The organism is Sphaerotilus hippei (assembly GCF_003201595.1).
GTDB classification, from domain to species: Bacteria; Pseudomonadota; Gammaproteobacteria; order Burkholderiales; family Burkholderiaceae_C; genus Sphaerotilus; species Sphaerotilus hippei.
On the sequence record NZ_QJJS01000003.1, the window covers coordinates 73,518 to 95,248 of the forward strand.

At 71.4% G+C, this 21,731-nt stretch carries 24 protein-coding genes and 1 pseudogene; 10 read left to right on the plus strand and 15 right to left on the minus strand.

Features of this window, described 5'->3' with window-relative positions; genetic code table 11:
• Positions 1-6: 6 nt before the first annotated feature.
• The 3 genes from C7444_RS04075 to C7444_RS04085 all read right to left on the minus strand — a co-directional run bounded on the left by C7444_RS04075 (position 7) and on the right by C7444_RS04085 (position 2,581).
• Positions 7-1,257, minus strand: coding sequence for an EAL domain-containing response regulator (locus tag C7444_RS04075; protein ID WP_110399560.1), 1,251 nt, complete (start codon positions 1,255-1,257; stop codon positions 7-9).
• A 127-nt stretch (positions 1,258-1,384) separates the two neighbouring features.
• A complete protein-coding gene (locus C7444_RS04080) occupies positions 1,385-1,984 on the minus strand; it encodes an NAD(P)H-dependent oxidoreductase (RefSeq protein WP_110399561.1) in 600 nt (199 codons plus the stop codon).
• A 105-nt stretch (positions 1,985-2,089) separates the two neighbouring features.
• Positions 2,090-2,581: a thioesterase family protein gene (locus C7444_RS04085; RefSeq protein ID WP_110399562.1), complete on the minus strand. Its 492-nt coding sequence runs from the start codon at positions 2,579-2,581 to the stop codon at positions 2,090-2,092.
• A gap of 104 nt (positions 2,582-2,685) precedes the next feature.
• Between C7444_RS04085 and C7444_RS04090 the strand changes: the two genes are divergently transcribed.
• On the plus strand, positions 2,686-3,471 hold the full coding sequence (locus tag C7444_RS04090; RefSeq protein ID WP_110399563.1) for a heparan-alpha-glucosaminide N-acetyltransferase: 786 nt from the start codon (positions 2,686-2,688) through the stop codon (positions 3,469-3,471).
• Between the two features lie 60 nt (positions 3,472-3,531).
• On the opposite strand, the gene C7444_RS04095 is transcribed toward C7444_RS04090, so the two are convergent.
• From C7444_RS04095 to C7444_RS21025, 7 genes and pseudogenes are all read right to left on the minus strand, one after another.
• Positions 3,532-4,335: a peptidylprolyl isomerase gene (locus tag C7444_RS04095; RefSeq protein WP_110399564.1), complete on the minus strand. Its 804-nt coding sequence runs from the start codon at positions 4,333-4,335 to the stop codon at positions 3,532-3,534.
• Positions 4,336-4,467: 132 nt separating this feature from the next.
• Positions 4,468-4,755 (minus strand): BolA family protein, encoded by a 288-nt coding sequence (locus C7444_RS04100; protein WP_110399565.1) that lies wholly within the window; start codon positions 4,753-4,755, stop codon positions 4,468-4,470.
• A 4-nt stretch (positions 4,756-4,759) separates the two neighbouring features.
• Positions 4,760-5,383, minus strand: a complete 624-nt coding sequence (locus C7444_RS04105) for a septation protein A (RefSeq protein ID WP_110399566.1) — start codon at positions 5,381-5,383, stop codon at positions 4,760-4,762.
• A gap of 48 nt (positions 5,384-5,431) precedes the next feature.
• Positions 5,432-5,854, minus strand: coding sequence for a peptide-methionine (R)-S-oxide reductase MsrB (gene msrB, locus C7444_RS04110; RefSeq protein WP_110399567.1), 423 nt, complete (start codon positions 5,852-5,854; stop codon positions 5,432-5,434).
• 16 nt (positions 5,855-5,870) lie between these two features.
• On the minus strand, positions 5,871-7,376 hold the full coding sequence (locus tag C7444_RS04115; RefSeq protein ID WP_110399568.1) for a protein adenylyltransferase SelO: 1,506 nt from the start codon (positions 7,374-7,376) through the stop codon (positions 5,871-5,873).
• Between the two features lie 78 nt (positions 7,377-7,454).
• Positions 7,455-8,264 (minus strand): methyl-accepting chemotaxis protein, encoded by an 810-nt coding sequence (locus C7444_RS21020; RefSeq protein ID WP_445683275.1) that lies wholly within the window; start codon positions 8,262-8,264, stop codon positions 7,455-7,457.
• Positions 8,241-9,041, minus strand: a pseudogene (locus C7444_RS21025) (MCP four helix bundle domain-containing protein); the annotation flags it as partial. The gene C7444_RS21020 and the pseudogene C7444_RS21025, both read right to left, overlap by 24 nt.
• 232 nt (positions 9,042-9,273) lie before the next feature.
• On the opposite strand from C7444_RS21025, the gene C7444_RS04125 reads away from it, so the two are divergent.
• The 7 genes from C7444_RS04125 to C7444_RS04155 all read left to right on the plus strand — a co-directional run bounded on the left by C7444_RS04125 (position 9,274) and on the right by C7444_RS04155 (position 14,059).
• Positions 9,274-10,248 carry a branched-chain amino acid ABC transporter permease gene (locus C7444_RS04125; protein WP_375136907.1) on the plus strand — a complete coding sequence of 325 codons (975 nt, stop codon included), beginning with the start codon at positions 9,274-9,276 and terminating at the stop codon, positions 10,246-10,248.
• Between the two features lie 3 nt (positions 10,249-10,251).
• The gene (locus tag C7444_RS04130; RefSeq protein WP_110399571.1) at positions 10,252-11,496 is read left to right on the plus strand and encodes a branched-chain amino acid ABC transporter permease; all 1,245 of its coding nucleotides are present in this window, start codon (positions 10,252-10,254) and stop codon (positions 11,494-11,496) included.
• Positions 11,493-12,284 carry an ABC transporter ATP-binding protein gene (locus C7444_RS04135; RefSeq protein ID WP_110399572.1) on the plus strand — a complete coding sequence of 264 codons (792 nt, stop codon included), beginning with the start codon at positions 11,493-11,495 and terminating at the stop codon, positions 12,282-12,284. The genes C7444_RS04130 and C7444_RS04135 overlap by 4 nt, the downstream gene beginning before the upstream one ends.
• A complete protein-coding gene (locus C7444_RS04140; RefSeq protein WP_110399573.1) occupies positions 12,278-12,982 on the plus strand; it encodes an ABC transporter ATP-binding protein in 705 nt (234 codons plus the stop codon). Before C7444_RS04135 ends, C7444_RS04140 begins: the two co-directional genes overlap by 7 nt.
• Positions 12,983-13,053: 71 nt before the next feature.
• Positions 13,054-13,293: an HK97-gp10 family putative phage morphogenesis protein gene (locus C7444_RS04145; RefSeq protein WP_110399574.1), complete on the plus strand. Its 240-nt coding sequence runs from the start codon at positions 13,054-13,056 to the stop codon at positions 13,291-13,293.
• Positions 13,294-13,296: 3 nt separating this feature from the next.
• On the plus strand, positions 13,297-13,590 hold the full coding sequence (locus C7444_RS04150) for a Dabb family protein (protein ID WP_110399575.1): 294 nt from the start codon (positions 13,297-13,299) through the stop codon (positions 13,588-13,590).
• Positions 13,591-13,603: 13 nt separating this feature from the next.
• Positions 13,604-14,059, plus strand: coding sequence for a PaaI family thioesterase (locus tag C7444_RS04155; protein ID WP_110399576.1), 456 nt, complete (start codon positions 13,604-13,606; stop codon positions 14,057-14,059).
• Between the two features lie 30 nt (positions 14,060-14,089).
• Here the strand turns inward: C7444_RS04155 and C7444_RS04160 are convergent, their stop codons facing one another.
• Positions 14,090-15,136, minus strand: coding sequence for an acyltransferase family protein (locus tag C7444_RS04160; protein WP_110399577.1), 1,047 nt, complete (start codon positions 15,134-15,136; stop codon positions 14,090-14,092).
• A gap of 158 nt (positions 15,137-15,294) precedes the next feature.
• Between C7444_RS04160 and C7444_RS04165 the strand changes: the two genes are divergently transcribed.
• Both C7444_RS04165 and C7444_RS04170 read left to right on the plus strand, forming a co-directional pair.
• Complete coding sequence (locus tag C7444_RS04165) at positions 15,295-17,661, plus strand: Tex family protein (protein WP_110399578.1); 2,367 nt, start codon at positions 15,295-15,297, stop codon at positions 17,659-17,661.
• A 122-nt stretch (positions 17,662-17,783) separates the two neighbouring features.
• Positions 17,784-18,335, plus strand: coding sequence for a superoxide dismutase family protein (locus tag C7444_RS04170; RefSeq protein WP_245909403.1), 552 nt, complete (start codon positions 17,784-17,786; stop codon positions 18,333-18,335).
• A gap of 94 nt (positions 18,336-18,429) precedes the next feature.
• Here the strand turns inward: C7444_RS04170 and C7444_RS04175 are convergent, their stop codons facing one another.
• The 4 genes from C7444_RS04175 to C7444_RS04190 all read right to left on the minus strand — a co-directional run bounded on the left by C7444_RS04175 (position 18,430) and on the right by C7444_RS04190 (position 21,719).
• Positions 18,430-18,819, minus strand: a complete 390-nt coding sequence (locus C7444_RS04175; RefSeq protein WP_110399579.1) for a hypothetical protein — start codon at positions 18,817-18,819, stop codon at positions 18,430-18,432.
• A 63-nt stretch (positions 18,820-18,882) separates the two neighbouring features.
• A complete protein-coding gene (locus tag C7444_RS04180) occupies positions 18,883-20,184 on the minus strand; it encodes a methyl-accepting chemotaxis protein (RefSeq protein WP_170130624.1) in 1,302 nt (433 codons plus the stop codon).
• 11 nt (positions 20,185-20,195) lie between these two features.
• A complete protein-coding gene (locus C7444_RS04185; protein ID WP_110399581.1) occupies positions 20,196-20,561 on the minus strand; it encodes a response regulator in 366 nt (121 codons plus the stop codon).
• A gap of 48 nt (positions 20,562-20,609) precedes the next feature.
• The gene (locus tag C7444_RS04190; protein ID WP_110399582.1) at positions 20,610-21,719 is read right to left on the minus strand and encodes a protein-glutamate methylesterase/protein-glutamine glutaminase; all 1,110 of its coding nucleotides are present in this window, start codon (positions 21,717-21,719) and stop codon (positions 20,610-20,612) included.
• Between the last annotated feature and the right edge of the window lie 12 nt (positions 21,720-21,731).

The following is a 21,731-nucleotide window of genomic DNA, read 5'->3' on the forward strand; positions in this document are numbered from 1 at the left end:
CGGGCCTCAGCCGAGGGCCGGTGGAATCCAGCCGGCCAGCCACGCGGCCAGGGCCGGGCGCGGCAGCGGGCGGGCGATCAGGTAGCCCTGGCCCAGGTCGCAGCCCAGGGCCTGCAGGGCCCGCCACTGCTCCAGGGTCTCGATGCCTTCGGCCAGCACCTTCAGGTGCAGGTCGTGGCCCAGGCCGATGGTGCGTCGCACGATCGCGTCGGCGCTGGCGCTGCTGCCCAGGCCCTGGACGAACTGGCGGTCGATCTTCAGCTCGGTGAACGGCAGCTTCTGCAGCTGCTCCATCGACGAATAACCGACGCCGAAGTCGTCGATCGCCAGGTGGATGCCCTTGAGCCGCAGGCGCGTGAGGATGTCCAGCGCGGTGATGGGTTCACCCGACAGCGAGGTCTCGGTGAGCTCGAAGGCGATGTGCCGCGCCGGAATGCGCAGCTCGGCCAGCCGCTGCATCACCCGGTCGGGAAACGAGACCTCGGTCAGCGCCTCGGGCGGCAGGTTGATGGAGACGGTGGGCAGCGCCATGCCCTGCCGGAAACATTCGGCGCAGTCGTGCAGCGTGGCCTGCAGCACCGCTTCGGTCAGCTCCAGCGCCAGGCCCTCGGATTCGGCCATGCGGATGAAGGCGTCGGGGTAGAGCAGGCCGTGGTCCGGATGCTGCCAGCGCACCAGCGCCTCGATGCCGGTCACCGCCCCGTCGCTCAGGCGCACCTGGGGCTGGTAGTGCATCACCAGCTGGCCGCGCGCCATGCCCTCGCGCAGCGCCTGGGCGCTGAGCTGCGGCCGGGCGGGTGCGCGTGCCACCGGGCTCGCGCGCTCGTCCAGGCCCGGCAGGCAGCGCTTGAGCAGCGCCATCAGCTCGGGGACCCGCAGCGGCTTGGCCAGGTGGCCGACCATGTTCAGGCCCTCGGCCTCGCCGAGCCGGTGGGCCGTCTCGAGCACGCGGGCATCGAAGCCGCTGATCAGCACGATGCCGGCCCGGGTGCCGAGCGCGGCGAGCTCCCGCAGCACCTCGATGCCGTCGCGATCGGGCATCGACAGGTCCAGCACGATGATCGACAGCTCGGGCACATGGAAGGACTGCAGCGTGGCCGCGTCGGTGGTGGTCTGCACGTCGTAGCCGGCGTGCCGGGCGATCTCGCCGATCAGCTCGCACATGGTCGGCTCGTCATCGATCACCAGCAGCTTGCGTCGCGGCGTGGAGGAGCTGGATGTCATCGTGGTGCAGGCGTGGTCGGTGGCAGGGACCATGCGCCCCGGGGATCCGGGCCGCAAGTTCCAGCATCATCGCCTGACTGACCGTTTCCGGTCGGTCCAATTGCGGCCTGACCCCATGCGTCATCCGCGTATCGCGGCGGGGGCGCGACGGCGGCCCGGCTCAGCGGGCTGCGGCACCGAGCCGGCCGAGCTGGCGCAGCCAGTCCGCACGGGCCGACTCGTCGAGGGACTCGACCGATCCGATCAGCGTCTCGTGCACCGGGGCGATGCCGACGAAACCCAGGATGTTGCGCTCCAGGGCGCGCACGCTGTGTGCCCGGAAGTACCAGCGGTAGACCAGCGCGGGCATGCCCATCGTGACCACCACCCGCGCCGAGCGGCCGCTCAGCAGCTTGTGCCCCATCGGATGGGCGGCGGCGTCGGCATCGTCCGGGCGGCCCAGCGCGAAGCCCGGCCGCGCCACCTGCTCCAGGAACGCCTTGACCAGGGCCGGCATGTCGCCCAGCCACAGCGGGAAGAACAGCACCAGGTGCTGCGCCCACAGGATGGCCTGCTGCGCCGGCAGCAGGCCTGCCGGCACGGGCTCGTCCTGCCACTGCGCCTGGCTGCGCAGCAGCGGGAAATCCAGCTCGCCGATCGTCACGGTGCGCACCTCGTGGCCGGCGCCACGGGCCCCGTCGGCGTAGGCCTGTGCCAGCGCATGGCCCAGGTGCGGCCGGCTGAGGTCGGGGTGACCTTGCAGGATCAGGATGCGGCTCATGGTCGACCTCACCGGACGGGCAGGAAGTCCCGATCCTGCTCCGACCGCCAGCCGCCCCGCTTGAGAGGGGTCAAGCGATGGCGGCGTGGTGGCCCGTCGGGACCTTCAGCTGACGATGTAGGCCGCCGCGCCGGTGGCGATCAGCTCGCCGCCGTCGTTGTGCAGCTTCATCAGCGTCGAGGCGACCCGTCCGCCCAGCCGGGTGATCTCGGCGCTGGCGATGAAATGCCGCCCCAGGCCCTGGCGCAGGTAGTCGACCCGCAGGTCGATGGTGCCCACGCGTGCGAAGCGATGCAGCACCTGGGGGGTGCTCTCGTCGGCGTGGCGTTCGGCGATCGCCAGCACCAGCGCGTTGCCCGCGGTCGCGTCGAGCACGGCGGAGATCACGCCCCCGTGCAGCCGGCCGTGCAGATAGTGGCCCACCAGGTCGGGGCGCATGTCAAAGCGCATGCTGAAGCGCGCCGGGTCCATCGAGACGACCTTCAGCCCCAGCACCTGGTTGAAGCAGATGCGCTGCTCGAACAGCTCGGTCAGCGAGGCCTCGAGGCGGGCCTGTTCTTCGGCGCTGCGGCGCGGGGCATCGGAGCTGTGGGGCATGCGGAGGGGTCCGGGCTGCGGTGGTGCGGCCCATCGTAGCCCAGCCGCGGCCCCGCCGCTGTCGCCTGGGCGTCGCGGTCCGGTGGCTGCGCTATCGTTCGGGCATGCAAGCCCCTCCGTCCCCGCCTGGGTCCGCCAGTGCCGCTGCCGAGCCGCGTCTGCCGCTGCTGGATGCGCTGCGTGGACTGGCCATGCTGTGGATGACCGCCTTCCACCTGGCCTTCGACCTGAACCACTTCGGCCTGATGCCACCGCAGCGTTTCCTGGACGATGCGTTCTGGACCGGCCAGCGCGTGGCGATCCTGTCGATCTTCCTGTTCTGCGCCGGGGCCGGCCAGGCGGTGGCACAGGCTCAGTCGGTGAGCTGGCCCCGCTTCTGGCGTCGCTGGCGCCTGCTGCTGGGTGCCGCGGTGCTGGTCAGTGCCGGGTCGGCGCTGATGTTCCCGCAGCGCTGGATCAGCTCCGGCGTGCTGCACGGCCTGCTGCTGATGGTGCTGGGCGCCCGCCTGCTCGCGCCGGCCTGCCGGGGCCGGCGCGGTGACCTGCTGCTGCCGCTGCTGGCGCTGACGGCGTTCGTGCTGCCGCTGCTGTGGTCCTCGCCGTGGTTCGACAGCCGCTGGACCTGGTGGATCGGCCTGGGCACGCACAAGCCGCCCACCGAGGACCATGTGCCGCTGCTGCCGTGGTCCGGCGTGCTGCTGCTCGGGCTGTGGGCGGGGCGCCTGGTGCTGCGCCGGCGGACCGAAGGGGAGATGGCCGCCGGCTCGCCCGGACCTGTCACCCGGCCGGTGCGCGCACTGGCCTGGCTCGGACGCCATTCGCTGGGCTACTACCTGCTGCACCAGCCGGTGCTGATCGCGGCGCTGACGGCCTGGACGGCGCTGGCCTGAGGCTGCATGCGGACGTGAAAAAGGGCGCCGCGGCGCCCTGGATGCGGATGGCCCGCAGGCTCACTCGCTGAACTTGTAGTCGGTGCGGGCCTTGGCCTTCAGGTCGTCGCGGAACTTGGCCAGCTTCTGCTGCTGCAGGCGCTGCGCCAGCTGCGGCTTGACTTCCTCGAACGACGGGAACTGCGCCTCGCGCACGTCCTCGAGCAGGATGACGTGGAAGCCGAACTGGCTCTTGACCGGCGTCTCGGTGAACTTGCCCTTCTCGAGCTGGGTCATGGCCTGGGAGAACTCGGGCACGTAGTTGCCCGGGGCCGCCCAGTCGAGGTCACCACCGTTCTGGGCCGAGCCCGGATCCTTGGATGCCTTCCTGGCCAGGTCCTCGAACTTGGCGCCGGCCTTCAGCTGCGCGACCAGGTCCTTGGCCTCTTCTTCCTTCTCGACCAGGATGTGGCGGGCGCGGAATTCCTTCTCGCCGGCCTGGCCACGGGCCTTGTCGTACTCGGCACGGGCTTCGGCGTCGCTGACCGCGGCGGTCTTCTGGTAGTCGTTGAACAGCTCGCGGATCAGGATGCTCTGGCGCGCGATGTCCATCTGCACCTTGTACTCGGGGCTGCGCTGCAGGCCGCGGCGTTCGGCTTCCTGCAGGAAGATCTCGCGCAGCACCAGCTCGTCCTTGATCTGGCGCTCGAGTTCCGGCGTGCGCGGCTGGCCGCCTTGTTTGGTGACCTGCTCGACGAACGATTCGAAGCGGGCCTTGGGCACGGCCTTGCCGTTGACGATGGCGATGTTCTGAGCCGAGGCGAGCGCCGGCAGCAAGGCGGCTGCAAGGGCGACAGCGGACACGGCGATCGAGAGCTTCTTCATGGACGGTGGAACCTGTTCAGGGGATGGGACAGCCTCACCCCGGTGATCGGCAGGCCGGGCGGCCCGCAGCGGGGGGCGAGTTCGGGTCGGAGATCCCGGGTGGCGCGTGCAGGTCCTTGTGCGACCGGCCGCTCACTCGGCCTCAGCGACGATGGCCAGCGCGTGGATACCGCGTGGCATCAGGCCATTCAAGGCATGATACACGAGGCGATGACGGGCCACGCGGGTGGTTCCGGCGAAGCGCGCGCTGGTGATCGTGACCCTGAAATGGCTGCCTTCGGCCGCTCCGGCGTGGCCGGCGTGCAGGTGGCTCTCGTTGTCGACCACGAGCTTGTCGGGCTGCAGTGCCGCGCGCAGCACCGCGTCGATGTCGGCGGCCGTGACGGGTCCGTCGCTGGAGGGGGCAGGGGCAGCGGTCATCGTCTCACTCCTTGTCGGTCTCGAGGTGGCGGGTCAGGTAGAAGCCCTGGGCGACCATGAACACCAGCATCAGTCCCATGCCACCGAAGGCCTTGAAGCTGACCCAGGTGCTGGTGTCGTAGTGGTAGGCCACCCAGAGGTTCAGGCCGCCCATGAAGGCGAAGAACAGCACCCAGGCCTGGTTGAGCCGCTTCCAGGCGAAGGCCGGCAGCCTGACCTGCTCGCCCATCAGCACCTGCAGCAGGTTCTTGCCCGCCAGCCACGGGCTCAGCGCGAAGGCGGCCGACATCACCCAGTACAGCACGCTGGGTTTCCACTTGATGAAGGTGTCGCTGTGGAAGTAGATGGTCGCGCCGCCCAGCACCGTGACCAGCGCCAGGCTGACCCACAGCATGGTGTCGACCTTCTGGCGGCGCAGCTTGAGGTAGATCACCTGGCCGAGCGTGGCCAGGATGACCACGACCGTGGCCAGCAGCACCGGGGCTTCCTTGGGGCCGACGGCCCCGCCGGCGACCAGGAAGCCGAACCAGTCGGTGGCGAGCGTGGCCGCTTCGTCGGCGCGTTTTTCCGCGGCGTTGAAGGTCAGGAAGAACAGGACGATCGGCAGGAAGTCGAGCAGCAGCTTCATCGATTCGGAAGGGCAGGGTGCCGGCAGCGGCGGGACCGGAGGCAGGCCTCAGGCGTCAGGGGCGAAGTCTAGCGAAGCCGAGTTGATGCAATACCGCTCGCCCGTGGGGGCCGGGCCGTCGTCGAAGACATGGCCGAGGTGGGCGTCGCAGTGGCGGCAGCGCACCTCCACGCGCACCATGCCGTGGCTGCGGTCGACCACGCGCTGGAGGCGCCCGGCGTCGGCCGGTGCGCTGTAGCTCGGCCAGCCGCAGCCGGCGTCGAACTTGGTGTCGGCGGTGAACAGGGTCGTGCCGCAGCACACGCAGGTGTAGCGGCCTTCGGCCCAGTGGTCCCAGTACTTGCCGGTGAAGGCCCGTTCGGTGGCGGCCTGGCGGGTCACCGCGTACTGGATCGGGTCGAGCCGGTCGCGCCATGCCTGGTCGCTGACGGCGGCGGGGTCGAGGAGGACGGTCGGGTCGGGACGGGTCATGGCGGTCTCCAGGGGTTCAGGACGAGCAGGAGATCTCGAGTCCGCTCGCCCAGTCGGGCGGCAGGCCGGCGTCGGCCTCGTGCTCGGGCTGTTCGTCGAAGGGATGCTGCAGAAGCCGGTGCAGGCGCTGCACCTCGCTGAAATCGCCGGCCTGCGCCTGGCGGATGGCCTGTTCGGCCAGGTGATTGCGCAGCACGTACTTCGGGTTGACCGCAAGCAGGCGCGCGCGCCGTGCGGCGGCGTCGCCGGCATCGAGCGCGAGCCGGTCCCGGTAGCGCTGCGCCCAGGCCTGCCAGGCGTCGCGGTCGACGAACAGGTCGGCCAGCGCGGCATCGGCCGTGGCCGACGCCCCGAAGTCGCTCAGGCGGCGGAAGAACAGCGTGTAGTCGACCCGCTCGCCGGCCAGCAGGCGCAGCGCGTCGTTGATCAACTCGCCGTCCTCGTCCCGGTGGTCCTGCAGGCCGAACTTGTCGGCCATGCGGGCGGCCAGCGCGACGGGGAAGCGGTCCCGGTAGTGGCCGACCGCCTCGGCCAGCGTCTCGCCGCCATCGCCCACCAGCGGCAGCAGCGCCTGGGCCAGCGCGTGCAGGTTCCAGTAGGCCACCTGCGGCTGGCGGGCGTAGGCGTAGCGGCCGCGGTCGTCGGAGTGGTTGCAGATGTGGCCGGGGTCGAAGCCGTCGAGGAAGCCGAACGGACCGTAGTCGATCGTCAGCCCCAGCATCGACATGTTGTCGGTGTTCATCACCCCGTGGCAGAAGCCGACCGCCTGCCAGTCGGCCAGCAGGTCGGCGGTGCGCCGCGACACCTCGGCCAGCATCGCGGCCACCGGCACGGGCGCGTCCAGGCACTGCGGGTAGTGGTGCTGCAGCACGAAGTCGGCCAGCGTGCGCAGCGCCTCGTGCTGGCCGTGGTGGCAGAAGTGCTCGAAGTGGCCGAAGCGCAGGAAGCTCGGCGCCATGCGGGTGACGACGGCTGCAGTCTCCATCCGCTCGCGCATCACCGGCAGGTCGGAGGCGGTCAGTGCCAGTGCCCGCGTGGTCGGGATGCCCAGGCCGTGCATCGCCTCGGAGCACAGGAACTCGCGCACCGACGAGCGCAGCACCGCCCGGCCATCGCCCCGGCGTGAATACGGGGTCGGCCCGCTGCCCTTGAGCTGCAGCTCCTGCGGCCCGGCCGCGCTGTCGATCTCGCCCAGCAGCAGCGCGCGGCCGTCACCGAGCTGGCCGGCCCAGACGCCGAACTGGTGGCCGCCGTAGACCGTGGCCATCGGGGCCATGCCGGGCCAGCGGCCGGTGCCGCTGAGCACGGCCAGCGTGTCGGGGTGCTCGCTCCAGTCGGCTGGCCAGCCCAGCGAGGCCGCCAGCCCGTCGCTGCGCGCCACCCAGCGAGCGCCCGGCAGGCCGAGTGCGGCCTGGGGCGTGCCGAAGCGCTCGCCCAGCGCCGCGTAGCGGTTCAGCCACGACAGGCGCGCGGGGTCGAATCCTGCGGTCTGCAGGGCCGGGTCGAAAGAGGGCGCATTCATGCCGCGCAGTGTAGTGAGCACCCCGCTGCACTGCGCGCCAGGGGGATTGGCCCCGTGGGCCACCGGGTGGCCGGTGGCTCAGTGCGGCGCGAGCCTGAAGCGTGACAGGGCCTCGGCCAGGCGAGCGGCCTGCTGGCGCAGGCTCTCGGCGGCGGCGGCGGTCTGCTCGACCAGGGCCGCGTTCTGCTGCGTGTTCTGGTCGAGCTGGTGGACCACCCGGTTGATCTCGCCCACCCCGTCGCGCTGCTGGCCGCTGGTCAGCGAGATGTCGCCCACCAGATCCGTGACCTTGCGCACCTGCCGGACCACGTCCTCGATGGTGCTGCCGGCCTGGTCGACCATCTGCACGCCGGTCTCGACCTGCTCGACGCTGCTGGTGATCAGGGTCTTGATCTCGCGGGCGGCGTTGGCGCTGCGCTGGGCGAGGTTGCGGACCTCGCCGGCGACGACCGCGAAGCCGCGGCCCTGCTCGCCGGCGCGGGCGGCTTCCACCGCGGCGTTGAGCGCCAGGATGTTGGTCTGGAAGGCGATGCCGTCGATCACGCCGATGATCTCGGCGATGTGGCGGCTCGAGGCCTGGATGCCGTTCATCGTGCTGACGATGCGCGCGACCGCCTGGCCGCCCTGCGTGGCGGCGCTCGAGGCCGCCTGCGCCAGCTGGGCGGCCAGCGTCGCATGTTCGGTGCTCTGGTGCACGGTGCCGGTCAGCTCGTGCAGCGCCGCGGCGGTCTTCTGCAGCTCGGCGGCCTGGTTCTCGGTGCGCGCGGACAGGTCCATGTTGCCGCTGGCGATCTCGGTCGAGGCGCTGGCGATGGCCAGGCTGCTCTGGCGGAAGTCGTGCACCAGCGTGGCCAGCGCCTGGCTCATGTCCCCGAGCGCGGCCAGCATGTCGCCGATCTCGTCATGGCTGCCGCGCTGCAGCGCCAGGCTCAGGTCGCCACCGGCGACGGCACGGGCCAGGTCCCGGGCCTGTTCGACCGGGGCCGAGATGCGCCGCGCCACCAGCAGCGCGATGGCCATGCCCGAGGCGATGGCCAGCAACGCGGCCCCCAGCACCAGCTGGCGACCCAGCAGGCGCTGCGCGTCCGCGGCCTGATGCACCCGCTCGGCGGCTTCGCCGGTGCGGGCCGACAGCTGCTGCACCTGCTGGCGCAGCTGGGTGAACAGCTTCTCGTGGCCGCCGCTCATCTTGCGCACGGCGATCGTGCCCATCGAGTCGCGCGAGATCGGCAGGATGCCTTCGTCGAACTCCGCCCGGTAGGCCTTCCAGCGCTGGGCGAACTCGTTCATGGCCGAGGCCTCGTCCCGGGCCAGCGAGGCTTCCGAGGCGGTCGTGTCCATCAGGCTCACCACCTCGGCCATGCGTGCTTCCATCGGCTTCTGCTCGTCCGGGCCGAGCGCGCTGATGTGCGCGAACTCGAGCGTGCGGTATTCCTGCAGCAGCTCGTCCATGCGTGCGGCCGACAGCTGCTGCGGCATGCTGGTGCTGAACAGCTCCAGCACATGGTCGTTGAGGCGCTCGAACGACCAGAGCGCGACCCCGGAGACCCCGGCCACCGAGGTCAGCACCACGGCGAAGCTCAGGATCAGTCGATTCCGGATGGACAGGTGGTTCAACCAGGCGGGCATGGGTGGATTTCCTTGACGGCCGCGTGATCGCGGCATGCAGACCCTGGCAGTGTGGGCGGGCAGCGCCCGGTGCGAAGCCCGCAGAAGGAGGCGGGATGCCCGTCATTTGCGCTTCAGCTCCTGGGCCTGTCCACCGCCTGCGCGAGCCGGCGCCACCCGGCGCGGGCGGGCTGCGGGCCGATCCGGTCGGCGGACAAGGCAAACTCGCGCCGTGGACCAGATCGTCATCACCCTGCTCAACGGACTCAGCGCCGGCCTGCTGCTGTTCATGCTCAGCGCCGGGCTCACCCTCATCTTCAGCATGATGGGCGTGCTCAACTTCGCCCATGCCAGCTTCTACATGCTGGGCGCCTACCTGGGCTGGCAGCTGGGCGGGCTGACCGGTTTCTGGCCGGCGCTGCTGCTCGCGCCGCTGCTGACCGGGCTGCTGGGCGCGCTGTTCGAGCAGCAGGTGCTGCGCCGCCTGCAGGGCCGGGGCCACCTGCCCGAGCTGCTGGTTACCTTCGGCCTGTCCTACCTGGTGCTGGAGGTGGTGCAGCTGGTCTGGGGCCGGGCCGCGGTGCCGTTCGAGCCGCCGGCCGAGCTGCAGGGCACGGCCTTCACGCTGGTGCATTCGGTGCACGACGGGCTGTCGCTGGTGCGCGGCGTGGCGCCTGCGGCGCTCTGCGCGGGCGATGCCGACGGGCTGGTCCGCTGTTCGCGCTTTCCGCTGACGCGGACCTTCATCATGGCCGTGGCGCTGCTGATGCTGGCCGCGCTGTGGCTGCTGCTGCGGCTCACCCGCATCGGGCTGGTGATCCAGGCGGCGCTGACCCATGCGCCGATGGTCGAGGCGCTGGGCCACGACCTGCAGCGGGTGCGCCGGCTGGTGTTCGGCTGCGGCTGCGCGCTGGCCGGGCTGGCCGGGGTGATCGGTGGCATCACCTTCGTGACCGAGCCGGCGATGGCCTCGACGGTGGGCTCGATCGTCTTCGTCGTCGTCGTCACCGGCGGCCTGGGCTCGCTGGGTGGGGCGCTCGCCGGCTCGCTGCTGGTGGGCCTGCTGCAGACGCTGCCGCTGGCGGTCGACGGTTCGCTGGCCACGCTGCTGCAGCGCCTGGGGGTCGAGACCGGTCCGCAGACGCCGCTGTGGCCGCTGCTGCGACTGAGCCTGGCGCAGGCCGCGCCGGTGCTGCCCTACCTGCTGCTGGTGGCGGTGCTGGCCTGGCGCCCGCGCGGCCTGTTCGGTGGTCCGGAGCGCTGACGCATGGGGGTCCGCTTCAGGTCGCTGGCCCTCGGCTGGGGGGCGCTGGTGCTGGCGCTGGTGGCCGCGCCACTGGTCTGGTCGGGCGGTTTCGCCCACGCGCTGCTGGCGCAGATGGGCATCGCCGTCATCGTCTGCCTGTCCTACCACCTGCTGCTGGGCGAAGGCGGCATGTACAGCTTCGGCCATGCGGTCTACAGCGGGCTGGGTGCCTATGCGGCGATGCAGGCGTTGCGCCACCTGACGGGCGAGGGCGGGCTGCCGGTCAGCCTGGTGCCGCTGGCCGGCGGGCTGGCGGCCCTGCTGGTGGCCGTGCCGCTAGGCTACCTCAGCACGCTGAAGTCGGGCACCGCCTTCGCGATGATCACGCTCGGCCTGGGTGAGCTGGTGGCCGCGCTGGTGCCGATGCTGCCGGACTGGTTCGGCGGCGAGGAGGGGCTGTCGGGCAACCGCGTGGTCGGCGCGCCGGTGCTGGGCATCAGCTTCGGGCCGTCCATCGAGCTGTGCTACCTGATCTTCGCCTACGCCGTCGTCAGTGCCGCCCTGATGCGCGCCTACACGCGCACGCCGGCGGGGCTGCTGCTCAACGCCGTGCGCGACCGGCCCGAACGTGTCGCCTTCCTGGGCTACGGCGTGCACCGGGTGCGCCATGCGGCCTTCCTGGTGTCGGCCTTCTTCGCCGGCGTCGCCGGTGGGCTGGCGGCGCTGCAGTTCGAGATCGTCACCGCCGAGGTGGTGGGCGCGCAGCGCTCCGGGGCCTACCTGCTGTTCGTCTTCCTGGGCGGCACAGGCCATGTGCTCGGGCCGGTGCTGGGCGCGGTGCTGATGGTGCTGGCGCTGGTGCTGCTGTCGGCGCTGACGCCGGCCTGGCTGCTCTACCTCGGCCTGGCCTTCGTCCTGATGGTGATGCAGGCCCCCGGCGGGCTGATCGGTCTGCTGGGTGACTGGGTGCGCCGCCTGCGGGCGCCCGACGGCCGTGCGCTGCGGCCCGCGGCGCTGGCGGTGCTGCTCGGCGCGCTGCTCACGCTGGCGGCGGCCGTCACGCTGGTCGAGCTGCTCTACCACCGCCTGCAGCAGGCCGACCTCGGCGTGCCGCTGCGCCTGGCGGGCGTGCCGCTGGACAGCACCCGGCCGCTGCCCTGGGTGGTGGCGACGGGCCTGCTGGTCACGGCCGCGCTCGTGACCCGCTGGCGCTGGTCGCGCCTGCGGCCGCGCTGGCATGCCGCGCCGGCGGAGGAATCGCCATGAGCCGGCCCGATCCGCACGGCGCCGATCCACGCTGGGCGCTGGCGCTGCAGGGCGTGAGCCGGCGCTTCGGCGCGACCGAGGTGCTGCGCGGGGTCGACCTGCGGGTGCGCCCCGGCGAGCGCGTGGCGGTGATCGGTCCCAACGGGGCGGGCAAGTCGACGCTGTTCCACGTCATCTCCGGGCAGTTCGCGCCGAGCGCGGGCGAGATCCGCTTGCAGGGCCGGCGCATCGACGGCCTGGCGCCGCACCGCATCCACCGGCTCGGCCTGGCGCGCAGCTTCCAGGTCAGCCAGCTCTTCCCGAGCCTGAGCGTGTTCGACAACCTGCGCTGCGCGGTGCTGTGGCGCCAGGGGGTGGGGCAGGTGGCCTGGCGTTTCCTGTCGGGCATGACGGCGGTGACGCGACGCGCCGACGAGCTGCTGGCGCAGATCGGCCTGGCGCACCGGCGCGACCTGCCGGCCCGCCAGCTCACCTATGCCGAGCAGCGCTCGCTGGAGATCGGGCTGGCCATCGCCGGCGAGCCCCCGGTCGTGCTGCTCGACGAGCCCACCGCCGGCATGAGTCGCAGCGAGACCGATCGCTGCGTGGCGCTGATCCGCCGGGTCACCGCCGGGCGCACGCTGCTGGTGGTCGAGCACGACATGAGCGTGGTCTTCCAGCTGGCCGACCGCATCGCGGTGCTGGTGGCCGGCGAGCTGATCGCCTTCGACACGCCCGAGCGGGTGCGTGCCGACGAGCGGGTGCGCCAGGCCTACCTCGGCACGCCCGCCGGGAGCCCACCATGCTGACGGTGCGTCAGCTGCACGCCGGTCACGGCCTGAGCCGGGTGCTGCACGGCGTGGACTTCGAGGTCGCCCCGGGCGAGATCGTCAGCCTGCTGGGCCGCAACGGTTCGGGCCGCTCGACCACGCTCCAGGCCCTGATGGGCCTGCTGCCGGCACAGGGCTCGGTGCGCTGGGCCGGCCGCGAGCTGCTCGGCCTGCGGCCCTTCGAGATCGCCCGGGCCGGCCTCGGCTACGTGCCCGAGCAGCGCGACATCTTCGCGCGCCTGACGGTCGAGCAGAACCTGCTGCTGGGCGAGCAGCCGGGGCGGCCCCGGCGGCGCCCGCCGCGCTGGACGATGGCCTCGCTCTACGCGCTGTTCCCGGCGCTGCTGCAGCGCCGCCACACCGCCGCGGGCGTGCTCTCCGGCGGGGAGCAGCAGATGCTGGCGCTGGCGCGCACGCTGATGGGCGATCCGGACGTGATGCTGGTGGACGAGCCGACCGAAGGCCTGGCGCCGCGGGTGGTCGACCAGGTGGCCGCGGCGCTGTCGACGCTGCGCGAGCGGGGCGTGGCCGTGCTGCTGGTCGAGCAGAAGCTGACGCTGGCGCTGGACCTCGCCGATCGCTGCCTGCTGATGGGCCACGGGCGCATCGTCTACAGCGGCAGCAGCGCCGCGCTGAGGGCCGACGCCGCCCTGCGGCGAGAATGGCTGGAAGTCTGAGCCCGCGCTCGCGTTAAGCTGGCGGGCTGTCTCTTTCCCAGTTTCTCTCCCTGTTTTCCGGACGCAACGTGATGACCCTGAAATTCCTCGACCGCTGGAGCTGGAAACTGCTCTTCATCGGCATCCCGCTGTTGGGCCTGGGCTGGGTGCTGGGTCGTTATGACGCGGTGCTGGGCACCGTGTCCAAGGTCGTCGGCGTGCTGGCGGTGATCGTGGGCGTGCTGATGATCGTGTGGCGCTCGCGCCTGCCCGACGACGGCCAGGTCCACCAGAGCCCGCGCATCGGCGCCGGCCCGTCGGACCGGCGCTGAGCCATGATCCGTCACATCGTGATGTGGGGCCTGAAGGACCCGGCGCAGACCGTCCGCTTCCGCGAGCTGCTCGAGAGCTGCCGCGGCCTGGTGCCGGGCATGGTCGAGTTCGACGTCGGCAGCCGGGCGACGCCGCTGCCCGACGGCCTGGAGGCGAGCTGCGAGGTGGTGCTGGTGTCGACCTTCGACAGCCTGGCCGCGCTGCAGGCCTACCAGGACCACCCGACCCACCGGGCCGTGGGCGCGCAGCTCGGGCCGATGCGCTCGAGCCGCCAGGTGATGGACTACGAGTTCTGAGCGGCGCGGCGCGATGCAGTTTCCCGTGCACATCCCCTTCGTCGAGCACCTCGGCTTCGAGCTGGTGCGCTTCGAGGCCGGCCAGGCCGAGATCCACCTCGACCTGCGCCCCGAGCTGCTCAACTCCTTCCAGGTCGCCCACGGCGGCGTGCTGATGACGCTGCTCGACGTGGTGATGGCCCATGCCGCACGCAGCAGCGCCCGCGACGAGCACGGGGGCGGGCCGGGGGTCGTCACCGTCGAGCTCAAGACCAGCTTCATGCGCCCGGGCGAGGGCCGGCTGGTGGCCACCGGCGCCCTGCTGCACCGCACGGCCACGCTGGCCTTCACCGAAGGCCGCCTCTGCACCGCCGAGGGGCTGCTGTGTGCCCACGCCACCGCGACCTTCAAGTTCGTGCGCCGCCTGCCGGCCCAGGGCCGCGAGCTCAAGCCGCTGCAGCGCCGCCTCGACGGGCCGGGTTCGGACTGAGGGGCGGCACGCCCCCGGGCGGGCGCGGCGTCAGGCCGCGGCCCGACGGCCCTCCAGCGTGCGCCGCAGCCGCAGCGACAGCGGCTGCTCGACCAGGCGATGCACCAGCACGGCCAGCAGCCCGACGGCGGTGGTCGTCAGCAGCGCGGCCGGCACCAGGTCCAGCCCGATCCGGTTCAGTCCCTCGATGGCCAGGTAGCCGATGTTCTGGTGCAGCAGGTAGACCGGATAGGTCAGCAGGCCGGCCCAGCGGGTCAGCCGGCTGGCCCGCAGCTGCCAGCGGTCGAGCGCGATGGCGATGAACAGCACGAAGAAGCCGCTCAGCAGCGCCAGGCCGATCCACGGGTCGTGGGCGTGTCCGGCCGGGCCCGGGGCGTCGGTGTCGGCGCGCCAGGCGAACAGCAGCGCCAGGATCCAGCAGGCCGCGTAGAGCAGCCAGCGGTCGAGGCTCGGGCCTTCGCGGCGGATCTGGCAGGCCAGCATGCCCGCGCCGAACAGCGGCGCCCAGTGCACCGCCAGCCAGAACTCCAGCGGCCAGACCGGCCGCAGCAGGTCGACGATCGACAGCAGCAGCCAGCCGCCCACCAGCCACTCCACCCGCTGCATCAGCCCCAGGGCCAGCGCGATCACCACCAGCAGGTAGAACTGCAGCTCCACCGCCAGCGACCAGTAGGCGCCGTCGACGAAGTCGACGCCGAAGTACTGCGGCACCATCGTCAGGTTGAGCAGCAGCGTCGAGCCCTCGACGGTGAAGCGGCCGTCGTGGGCCAGCCAGGCGGTGGCGGCCGTCAGCGGCGCGGCCACCCACAGGGCCGGGTAGAGCCGGGCCACCCGCGAGGCCACGAACTGCCGCACCGTGCGGTGGCGGGCCGACAGGCTGATGACGAAGCCGCTGATCATGAAGAACAGCGACACCCCCATGTCGCCGTAACGGGCGATGGCCTCCAGCCAGGCGGGGGCGTGCGGCGTGATCCAGTCGGCGCTCTGGCCGCGCCAGAAGAAGTGGAAGCCGACCACCGACAGGCAGGCCAGGCCGCGCAACAGATCGATCTCGTCCCAGCGCTGCGGGGCAGCCATGTCGACTCCTGAGGGGCAAAAAGGACGCCGAAGTGTAATTGAAAGTTACATTTTCGGCGCCGATCGCCGGCGGCACCCGACGTGCCGCCCGGGGCGGCAGCCCCCGTCCAGGGGGCTGTGGCACACTGCGCGCCTCCCAGAAACGGCACCCAAGGCGCGTGGAAAAGATCCTTCTTCAGATTGCGGCGGAGCTCAAGGTCCGCCCGGCCCAGGTCAACGCGGCGGTCACGCTGCTCGATGGAGGCGCCACGGTGCCGTTCATCGCCCGCTACCGCAAGGAGGCCACCGACGGCCTGGACGACATCCAGCTGCGTGAGCTGGAATCGCGCCTGAGCTACCTGCGCGAGCTCGAGAGCCGCCGCGCCGCCGTGCTCAAGAGCATCGAGGAGCAGGGCAAGCTCACGCCCGAGCTGCGCGCGGCCATCGAGGCCGCGCCGACCAAGCAGGAGCTCGAGGACCTCTACCTGCCGTACAAGGTCAAGCGCCGCACCAAGGGCATGATCGCCCGCGAGGCCGGCCTGGAGCCGCTGGCCGATGCGCTGTTCGCCGATCCGACGCTCGACCCGCGTGCCCAGGCCGACGCGTTCGTCGCCGCGTACGCCGGTGGCGCCCAGGCGCTGGCCGAGGCCGGTTTCGCCGATGCGCTGGCGGTGCTCGACGGGGTGCGCGACCTGCTGAGCGAGCGCTGGGCCGAAGACGCCACGCTGGTCAAGGGCCTGCGCGAGTGGCTGTGGGACGAGGGCCTGTTCAAGTCCAGGCTGATGGATGGCAAGGACGAGAACCACCCGGACGTGGCCAAGTTCCGCGACTATTTCGACTACGACGAGCCGATCCACCGCGTGCCATCCCACCGCGCGCTGGCGGTGTTCCGTGGCCGCACCCAGGAGATCCTGGACGCCAAGCTGGTGCTGGCCGAGGACGTCGTGCCCGGGCAACCCGGCCTCGCGGAAGGCAGGATCGCCATCCACCTGCGCTGGAGCCACGCCAACCGGCCCGGCGACGCGCTGATCCGCAAGTGCGTGGCCTGGACCTGGAAGGTCAAGCTCAGCCTGAGCCTGGAGCGCGACCTGTTCACGCGGCTGCGCGAGGACGCCGAAGGCGTCGCCATCAAGGTCTTCAGCGAGAACCTGCGCGACCTGCTGCTGGCCGCGCCGGCCGGCAAGCGTGTGGTGATGGGACTGGACCCCGGCATCCGCACCGGCGTCAAGGTGGCGGTGGTCAGCGACACTGGCAAGGTGCTCGACACGTCCACCGTCTACCCGCACGAGCCGCGGCGCGACTGGGAAGGCTCGCTGCACACGCTGGCCAAGCTGTGCGCCACGCATGGCGTCAACCTGATCGCCATCGGCAACGGCACCGCCAGCCGCGAGACCGACAAGCTGGCCGCCGACCTGATCAAGCGCCTGCAGCAGATCGCGCCCGACACGCAGATCGACAAGGTCGTGGTCAGCGAGGCCGGCGCGTCGGTCTATTCGGCCAGCGAGTTCGCGAGCAAGGAGCTGCCGGACCTGGACGTCAGCCTGCGCGGCGCGGTCTCGATCGCGCGGCGCCTGCAGGATCCGCTGGCCGAGCTGGTCAAGATCGACCCCAAGAGCATCGGCGTGGGCCAGTACCAGCACGATGTCAACCAGGGCGAGCTCGCCCGCACGCTGGGCACGGTGGTCGAGGACTGCGTCAACTCGGTGGGCGTGGACCTGAACACCGCCTCGGCGCCGCTGCTGTCGCGCGTGTCGGGGCTGAGCGGCACGGTGGCGGCGAGCATCGTGCGCTGGCGGGACGCCAACGGCGCGTTCCGCAACCGCAAGCAGCTGCTCGACGTGGCGGGGCTCGGCCCCAAGACCTTCGAGCAGGCGGCCGGTTTCCTGCGCATCCGCGGGGGCGACAACCCGCTGGACCTCACCGGCGTGCACCCCGAGACCTACCCGGTGGTCGAGCAGATGATCGCCACCACCGGCCGGCCGGTGGCCGAGCTGATGGGCCGCAGCGACGTGCTGAAGACGCTCAAGCCCGAGCTGTACGCGACCGGGAAGTTCGGCGCCATCACGGTCAAGGACATCCTGGTCGAGCTGGAGAAACCCGGCCGCGACCCGCGCCCGGACTTCAAGGTGGCGCGTTTCAACGACGGCGTCGAGGACATCAAGGACCTGAGCGAAGGCATGGTGCTCGAGGGCACGGTCAGCAACGTCGCGCAGTTCGGCGCCTTCGTCGACCTGGGCGTGCACCAGGACGGGCTGGTGCACGTCAGCCAGCTGAGCAACAAGTTCGTCACCGACGCCCGCGAGGTCGTCAAGACCGGCGACATCGTCAAGGTGCGCGTGCTCGAGGTCGACCTGGCGCGCAAGCGCATCTCGCTGACGATGAAGCTTGACGCACCGGCTCCGGCCAAGGGCGCGTCCAGGGCCGACAACAGCTACCGGCCGGCCGCGAAGGGGGAGCGGTCCGCGCCGCCGTCCCGCGCGGCGGCCTCGCCGGCCGCGGGGGGCGCGATGGCCGCGGCCTTCGCCAAGCTCCAGGGCAAGCGCTAGCCGGGTGGCGGGCCGATCGGCCGCCGGTGGCGGCTGATCGGTCACGACTTGTGTCAGGTCATCACGGCGCCGGGGTGCGGGCTTAGAGTCGGGATCCTGTCCCACGCACCGAGGAGCCTTCCATGCGTCTTTCATTCCTGATGCTGACCGCCGGCCTGCTGACCCTGTCGGGCTGCGGGGCCTTCGGTCCCCGCGGCGAGCATGGTGCCGGTCCCGGTCCGGGCCACATGATGTCGATGGCGCATGCCCGCCTCGCGCCGACGCAGGGCCAGTCCGCCGCCGGCGAGGTGATGTTCCATCAGCATGGCGACCACGTGATGGTGCACGCCCGCCTCACCGGCCTGAAACCCGGTGCGGAACATGGTTTCCACGTGCACGAGAAGGGCGACTGTTCCGCCCCCGACGGCAGCAGCGCCGGCGGGCACCACAACCCGGCGGCCAAGGCCCATGGCCCGCAGGATGCGGATCACCATGCCGGTGACCTGCCCAACCTGAAGGCCGATCCGAACGGGGTGGTGGACCAGAAGTTCATGGTGCACGGGGTCGCGCTGAGCGGTGCCGACAGCCTGGTCGGCCGCGGCCTGATCGTGCATGCCGGGCCGGACGACTACCGCACCCAGCCGACCGGCAACTCCGGCGCGCGCATCGCCTGCGGCGTGATCACGTCCCACTGAGTCCCCGTCCGGGGTCGCTTGCCGCCGCTGGCCCCTTGGCGTTCGCCCGGGGTGATGGCTGCGGGTTGCCACGGGTGGCTGGCCGGTGCGGATCTCAGCCCGGCCCGTGCCACAGCAGGGCGGTGATCGACAGCGCCACGGCCACGGCCGTGGCCAGCCACAGCACCCGGCTCCGGTTGGCCTCGATGCGGCGCACCAGCTGCTCGTTCTGCTCGGCCAGCGCCTTGATCAGCGCCGACGAGGCCTGCAGCTGCTCCTGCAGCTGGGTGCAGTGCGCCTCCACCGCGGCCAGGCGCTGCGCCAGACGGGCCTGCTGCGGGTCATCCGCCGGCAGCGTCGTGCGGTCCGCGGTGGTCGCCGCGTCCGGTCCCTTCCTGCCGATCAGCTCCCAGAGCCTGCGGGCCCCTTCGGCCATCTTCGGGGCGTTGCTGACCACGTCAGCCCAGGGAACGCTCTGCAGCACGGTCAGCCAGCCGATGGCCATGGGATCCTCTTCGTCGGTGCGCCCGGGATCGGGCGCCTGGACCGCATTCTGAGGCCTGCTCGATCAGAACAGCTCGATCCGGGCGGCGGCCGGTGCGCTGAAGCCGTGGTCGTCCTCGCGGCTCGCGCCGGCCGGTGCAGCGGGCGCGCCGGCGCCCGTGTAGGGCTTGCGGCCGAGGGTCTCGTGGTGGGCGACGCGCTGCTCGTGCATCACGTAGCTGTCGGTCCAGCGGTCCATCAGGTCGCGCAGCTGCTGCGGTGGCGGCGGGGCGTTCTGGCCGACCAGCGCGTAGAGCGCGGCCGCATGCTCCGACAGGCTGGTCAGCGCCACCTCCACCTGTTCGAGCAGCTGCCGGTTGACGTCCTGGAACTGCATCTGCCCCAGCGCGGTGACGATGTCGGTGGTGACCGTGTCCATGCCGCTCTGCATGTCGCTGGACAGGTCGACCAGATAGGGCACGACCTTCGACAGCTTCTCGCTCATCTGGCCGACCAGCTCGGTCAGCTCGACCAGCTTGTCCGCCCCCTCGTCGGAGTCGATGCGGTTGGCCGCCACCAGCTCGCTGTCGATGGCCTGGGCCACGGCGCTGATGCCGTCGGTGATCTGGTGGGCCGCGTCGTTGGTCTGGGCCGACAGGCGCCGGACCTCGGCGGCGACCACCTTGAAGCCCGCGCCCTCGGGGCCGGCCCGGGCCGCCTCGATCGAGGCGTTGATCGCCAGCAGATTGGTCTGGCGGGAGATGTCCAGGATCAGCGAGGCCAGCGGCGTCAGCTGGCGCACCTGGTGCACCACGGCCGAGATGCGCTCCTGGTTCTGCCGGCGGGCGTCGAGGAACTGCGCCCGCGTGGTGGCCAGGCTCTCGAGCGCCGCGCTGTTGCGGTTCGCATCGGTCAGCGAGTCGCTCGACAGGTCCTGAGAGTGGCTCACCGCATGCACCACCTCCTGGTGCAGCGAATTGCTCAGCTGGTAGACGTTGTCGAGCCGGCCGACCACGTCGAGCACCGCGGCCTCGGAGTTGCGGATCGTCACGCTGACCTGCTTGCGCAGGATCGTGAAGCACTGCTCCAGCATCGCCAGCTCCTGCGTCAGCAGCTCGGGCACGTCCTCCTGGCGGATCCGCCGCCCGAAGCGCACCTGGATCGCCAGCAAGGCGAAGACCAGCCCCGCGATGAAACTGCCCGCCATGTCCGTGCCCCAGAACCCGGGCATCGCCAGATGCAGCAGCCCGGCCAGCGCGGCCCCGGCCGCCACCACCGCGGCCCGGTGCTTCAGCCGGGGCGACAGCGCCTGCCGCAGTGCCGTCAGGTTCAGCCGGCCCGGCAAGGTGGCGACAGTACCGTCGGGCAAGGGTTCTTTCGGGTCCATGGCAGGCTCCTTCATGCGCCAGGAAGCACTTGCTTGATCACCTTCACCAGATCAGGGCCGCCCAGCGGCTTGACCAGCCAGCCGGTGGCGCCGAGTTTCTTGGCCTCGTCGCGCTTGCCCTGCTGGCTCTCGGTGGTCAGCGCGAGGATGGGCGTGAAGCGCAGCAGCTGGCGGGCGTTGCGGATCAGCTCCAGGCCGTCCATGTGCGGCATGTTGATGTCGGTGATGATCAGGTCGGGCTTCAGGCCGGTCTTGAGCCGCTCCAGCGCCTGGCGGCCATCGCTGGCCGTCTCGACCTTGAAGCCCGAGATCTGCAGGCTGCTCTTGAGGCTCATCAGCATCGTGGCCGAGTCGTCGACTATGAAAACGGTTTTCATCGGGGTTCCTGTGGTGGAAAAACGGGGGGCGTCAGCTGTCGGCCCGGCTCAGCGGGCCCACTTGAGCAGCTGGCCGGCAATCTCGTGGCAAGGCAGCACCACACCGGCGCCGCCCCGCTCGATCAGCTCCATGGGCATGCCGAACACCACGGCCGTCTCGCTCGATTCGGCGATCGTGCGTCCGCCGGCGCGGTGCAGTTCGGTCATGGCGCGGGCGCCGTCGTAGCCCATGCCGGTGAGCTGCACGCCGATCAGGCGGTTGGGGGCGAGCACCTTCATCGCGCTGTCGACCAGCATGTCCACGCTGGGGTGCCAGAGGTGTTCGGGGGACTCGGGACGCAGCGTGACGACCAGGCGGCCCAGCCGCTCGGCGACGATGACGTCGTGTCCGCCGCGGCCGATGTAGGCATGGCCACGCTCGAGCGGCATGGTCTCGCTGACCTCGCGCACCGTCAGCGCGCACTGCTGGTTCAGTCGTTCGGCGAAGGCCGAGGTGAAGTTGCCCGGCATGTGCTGGGCCACCACGATCGGCCACGGGAAGCTGGCCGGCAGCGGCGGCAGGATGTCCTCGAGGGTGCGCGGCCCGCCGGTGGACACGCCGATCAGCACCACCTGGGTCAGCGCGCCGGCCAGGCGTGCCGGTGCCGGCTGCAGGCGCTCCTGCCGTGCGTCGTTGCCCGCGCGCAGCGCGGCCGACGACGGCGCCAGCGGCTGCCGCTCCGGCGCTTGCGCCAGGGCCCGGGACAGCCGGGCCGGTTTCATGCGAGCCCGCCGCGCGCCCTGGATCTTGTCGAGCAGCTGGGTGCGGATCTCGTCGATCGACAGCGAGATCGTGCCCCCGGGTTTGGCGATGAAGTCCACCGCGCCCAGCGCGAGCGCCTCCATCGTGGCCAGCGCGCCCCGGGCGGTCAGCGACGAGACCATGATCACCGGCGTGGGCCGCGCGGCCATGATCAGCGACAGCGCGGTCAGGCCGTCCATCTCGGGCATGTTGATGTCGAGCGTGACGACGTCGGGCTGTTCGGCCAGCAGGATCTCGACGGCTTCCTTCCCGTTTCGCGCGGTCACGACCTCGTGGCCCGCATCCCGCAGCAGCTGGGTCAGCAGACGACGCATCAGCGCCGAATCGTCGACCACCATCACCTTGCACGTGCCCATGTGTCTGTTCCT

Excerpts from the sequence above, each read along its gene's own strand:
- C7444_RS04140 (WP_110399573.1), top strand. The coding sequence starts at position 12,278 with ATGCTGACGGTGCGTCAGCTGCACGCCGGTCACGGCCTGAGCCGGGTG.
- C7444_RS04105 (WP_110399566.1), bottom strand. The coding sequence starts at position 5,383 with ATGAAGCTGCTGCTCGACTTCCTGCCGATCGTCCTGTTCTTCCTGACC.
- C7444_RS04150 (WP_110399575.1), top strand. The coding sequence starts at position 13,297 with ATGATCCGTCACATCGTGATGTGGGGCCTGAAGGACCCGGCGCAGACC.
- C7444_RS04090 (WP_110399563.1), top strand. The coding sequence starts at position 2,686 with ATGCAAGCCCCTCCGTCCCCGCCTGGGTCCGCCAGTGCCGCTGCCGAG.
- C7444_RS04095 (WP_110399564.1), bottom strand. The coding sequence starts at position 4,335 with ATGAAGAAGCTCTCGATCGCCGTGTCCGCTGTCGCCCTTGCAGCCGCC.
- C7444_RS04185 (WP_110399581.1), bottom strand. The coding sequence starts at position 20,561 with ATGAAAACCGTTTTCATAGTCGACGACTCGGCCACGATGCTGATGAGC.
- C7444_RS04130 (WP_110399571.1), top strand. The coding sequence starts at position 10,252 with ATGGGGGTCCGCTTCAGGTCGCTGGCCCTCGGCTGGGGGGCGCTGGTG.
- C7444_RS04160 (WP_110399577.1), bottom strand. The coding sequence starts at position 15,136 with ATGGCTGCCCCGCAGCGCTGGGACGAGATCGATCTGTTGCGCGGCCTG.
- C7444_RS04170 (WP_245909403.1), top strand. The coding sequence starts at position 17,784 with ATGCGTCTTTCATTCCTGATGCTGACCGCCGGCCTGCTGACCCTGTCG.
- C7444_RS04145 (WP_110399574.1), top strand. The coding sequence starts at position 13,054 with ATGACCCTGAAATTCCTCGACCGCTGGAGCTGGAAACTGCTCTTCATC.
- C7444_RS04175 (WP_110399579.1), bottom strand. The coding sequence starts at position 18,819 with ATGGCCATCGGCTGGCTGACCGTGCTGCAGAGCGTTCCCTGGGCTGAC.
- C7444_RS04115 (WP_110399568.1), bottom strand. The coding sequence starts at position 7,376 with ATGAATGCGCCCTCTTTCGACCCGGCCCTGCAGACCGCAGGATTCGAC.
- C7444_RS04100 (WP_110399565.1), bottom strand. The coding sequence starts at position 4,755 with ATGACCGCTGCCCCTGCCCCCTCCAGCGACGGACCCGTCACGGCCGCC.
- C7444_RS04085 (WP_110399562.1), bottom strand. The coding sequence starts at position 2,581 with ATGCCCCACAGCTCCGATGCCCCGCGCCGCAGCGCCGAAGAACAGGCC.
- msrB (WP_110399567.1), bottom strand. The coding sequence starts at position 5,854 with ATGACCCGTCCCGACCCGACCGTCCTCCTCGACCCCGCCGCCGTCAGC.
- C7444_RS04180 (WP_170130624.1), bottom strand. The coding sequence starts at position 20,184 with ATGGACCCGAAAGAACCCTTGCCCGACGGTACTGTCGCCACCTTGCCG.
- C7444_RS04080 (WP_110399561.1), bottom strand. The coding sequence starts at position 1,984 with ATGAGCCGCATCCTGATCCTGCAAGGTCACCCCGACCTCAGCCGGCCG.
- C7444_RS04075 (WP_110399560.1), bottom strand. The coding sequence starts at position 1,257 with ATGGTCCCTGCCACCGACCACGCCTGCACCACGATGACATCCAGCTCC.
- C7444_RS21020 (WP_445683275.1), bottom strand. The coding sequence starts at position 8,264 with ATGCTGGCCGCGCTCGGGGACATGAGCCAGGCGCTGGCCACGCTGGTG.
- C7444_RS04190 (WP_110399582.1), bottom strand. The coding sequence starts at position 21,719 with ATGGGCACGTGCAAGGTGATGGTGGTCGACGATTCGGCGCTGATGCGT.
- C7444_RS04135 (WP_110399572.1), top strand. The coding sequence starts at position 11,493 with ATGAGCCGGCCCGATCCGCACGGCGCCGATCCACGCTGGGCGCTGGCG.
- C7444_RS04125 (WP_375136907.1), top strand. The coding sequence starts at position 9,274 with ATGCTCAGCGCCGGGCTCACCCTCATCTTCAGCATGATGGGCGTGCTC.
- C7444_RS04155 (WP_110399576.1), top strand. The coding sequence starts at position 13,604 with ATGCAGTTTCCCGTGCACATCCCCTTCGTCGAGCACCTCGGCTTCGAG.